At 26.9% G+C, this 2798-nt stretch carries 1 protein-coding gene and 1 pseudogene; both read left to right on the forward strand.

The features are described 5' to 3' along the window. Positions 1–126 precede the first annotated feature (126 nt). A pseudogene (gene lon, locus CLOACE_RS11460) lies at positions 127–1764 on the forward strand (endopeptidase La); the annotation flags it as partial. Between the two features lie 24 nt (positions 1765–1788). After that, positions 1789–2382, forward strand: a complete 594-nt coding sequence (gene yihA, locus CLOACE_RS11465) for a ribosome biogenesis GTP-binding protein YihA/YsxC (RefSeq protein ID WP_070111384.1) — start codon at positions 1789–1791, stop codon at positions 2380–2382. Positions 2383–2798: the final 416 nt, after the last annotated feature.

Here is a 2798-nt window from a genome sequence, read left to right on the forward strand (position 1 = left end):
GTTATAATCAGTATCATGAACCATAGTGAAAACCTCCTGTATGTTTATACTCAACACCTATATCATACATGATTTTCACTATGGTTTTAATATTTTTTATCTGTTGCATTTAATTTTACAATGAACCATTTTTTAAAAGAACAATTAAGAGCTATAAAAGAAGAATTAGGTGAAGAAGATGAAGAAAAGAAAGAAATTAATTCTTATAAGTCAAAAATAAGAAAGGCTAAGCTTCCTAAGCAAGCAAAAGAAAAAGCTTTATATGAATTAGATAGATTAAAAAAATGTGGAACTTTTTCTTCAGAAGGAGGAGTTATAAGAACTTATTTAGATTGGGTTTTAGAACTTCCTTGGAGTAAAGAAACAAAAGATAATTTAAATATAAAAAGGGTTAGAGAAATATTGCAAGAAGAACATTATGGATTAGAAGATGTTAAAAATAGAATAATAGAATATTTAGCTCTTAAAAAGGTTAGCAAAACTTTAAAAGGTCCTATACTTTGTTTAGTAGGTCCTCCAGGTGTAGGAAAGACTTCTATAGCTGAGTCTATAGCTCATGCATTAAATAGAAATTTTGTTAGAATGTCTTTAGGAGGAGTTAGAGACGAAGCAGAAATAAGAGGTCATAGAAAAACTTATATTGGAGCTATACCTGGTAGAATAATTTATGGAATGAAACAAGCAAAATCAAAAAATGCTTTATTTTTGTTAGATGAAATAGATAAAATGAGTGGCGATTTTAGAGGGGATCCAGCAGATGCTCTTTTAGAAGTGTTAGATAGTGAACAAAATAATACTTTTAGAGATCATTATTTAGAAATAGATTTTGATTTATCAAAAGTATTATTTATAACTACTGCCAATACCCTTGATACAATACCAAGACCTTTACTTGATAGAATGGAAGTAATAGAGGTTTCCGGATATACTAGTGAAGAAAAGTTTCATATAGCTAAAGAACATTTAATACCTAAAAAATTAGATGAGTTAAGCATAGAATATAATAAAATTACTTTTTCAGATTCATCAATATATAATATAATTGATAATTATACTAGAGAATCTGGTGTTAGAAATTTAGAAAGAAAAATAGCTTCTATTATACGAAAGACTATTACAGAAATGTTAGAAAAGAATAAAAAGAAAATGAATATAACTGTAAATCATGTAAAGAAGTATTTAGGACCTGTACAATTTACCTATGATAAAGCAGATAAGGAAGATAAAGTAGGAGTTGTAATGGGTATGGCGTGGACGGCTTATGGAGGGGATACTTTACCTATAGAAGTTTCTACAATGAAAGGAAAAGGTAAATTAGAGATTACAGGACAATTAGGTGATGTTATGGTTGAGTCAGCTAAAGCAGGTTATAGCTATGTTAGAGCTAATGCAGAAAAGTACGGAATAGATTTTAAATTTTATCAGGATAAAGATTTGCATATTCATGTTCCAGAAGGAGCAGTACCAAAAGATGGTCCATCAGCAGGAGTTACAATGATTACTGCTATGATATCTGCTTTAAGTGGAAAAAAAGTAAAACACAATGTAGCTATGACTGGAGAAATAACTTTAACTGGAAGAGTTTTACCTATAGGAGGATTAAAGGAAAAAAGTCTTGCTGCTTATAGAGCTGGTATAGATACTGTAATTATTCCCAAAGATAATGAAAAAGATTTACTAAAGATACCTAAAACTATAAAAAATAAGCTAAAGTTTATATTGGCTGATAATATAGATGTAGTTTTAGAAAATTCCTTAATATAATTACATAGGCAGGAGAGAAATTTCATGAATATAAAACAAGCTGATTTTATTATATCTGCTGTAAATAAAGAACAATATCCTAAAGATAATAAAATAGAAATAGCTTTTGTTGGCAGATCTAATGTAGGAAAATCTTCATTAATTAATACTTTAACTAATAGAAGAAAGTTGGTCAAAGTTAGTGGCACTCCAGGAAAAACTAGACAAATTAATTTTTTCTTAATAAATAATGAGTTTTATTTTGTTGATTTACCCGGATATGGTTATGCCAAAGTATCCAAACAGGAAAAAGAAAAATGGGGTAAAATAATAAATACCTATCTATCTAATAGAAAACAATTGAAAAAAATATTATTGCTTTTAGATTGTAGAAGAAAACCTAGTGAAGATGATTTAGCAATGTATAATTGGATAAAATATTATAACTATGATTATATAATAGTTATGACAAAAATTGATAAATTAAAAAGAAGTGAAATAGCTAAGCATGAAAAATTAATTAGAGATACTCTTAATTTAAGTACTAGTGAAAAATTAATACAGTTTTCATCTACAAAAAAAATAGGCGTTGAAAGTTTATTAGATTCAATAGAAGAATCTCTAGACAAACTTAATTAGTAAACTAGCGTGTAAATATGTTTTAAGTATTTACATGCTAGTTTGCATTTAATATTGTTTTAAACATCAGTATTAATAAATACATAAAAATCCTATACTAAGTATGTATAGTTTGTTGAATAAAAAATAATTGGGATAACTTACAGGTAAAAAATAATTTTAAATAAGCTGTAAGTTATTCCAATTATTTTTTATTCAACAAACTATATATAATTTTATTTTTTAGTGTCAAAAAGTAATTACATGAATAGTATATAGTAGAAAACAAAAGAAATTAAAATCTTCTGAAAGACCAGCTAGTAAAAGTCAATAAAAAATTTTTAAAAGTTTATTTTTAAAAAAATGTATGACAAAAAGGCATTGCTCAAAGAACGAACAATACAAAAATTGGTAACAGTTTTTGCGGCCGATTAGGC

This window comes from Clostridium acetireducens DSM 10703, from assembly GCF_001758365.1.
Taxonomy (GTDB): Bacteria; Bacillota; Clostridia; order Clostridiales; family Clostridiaceae; genus Clostridium_C; species Clostridium_C acetireducens.

Bases quoted from the DNA above. Each gene is read 5' to 3' on its own strand.
- yihA (WP_070111384.1), top strand. From the start codon at position 1,789: ATGAATATAAAACAAGCTGATTTTATTATATCTGCTGTAAATAAAGAA.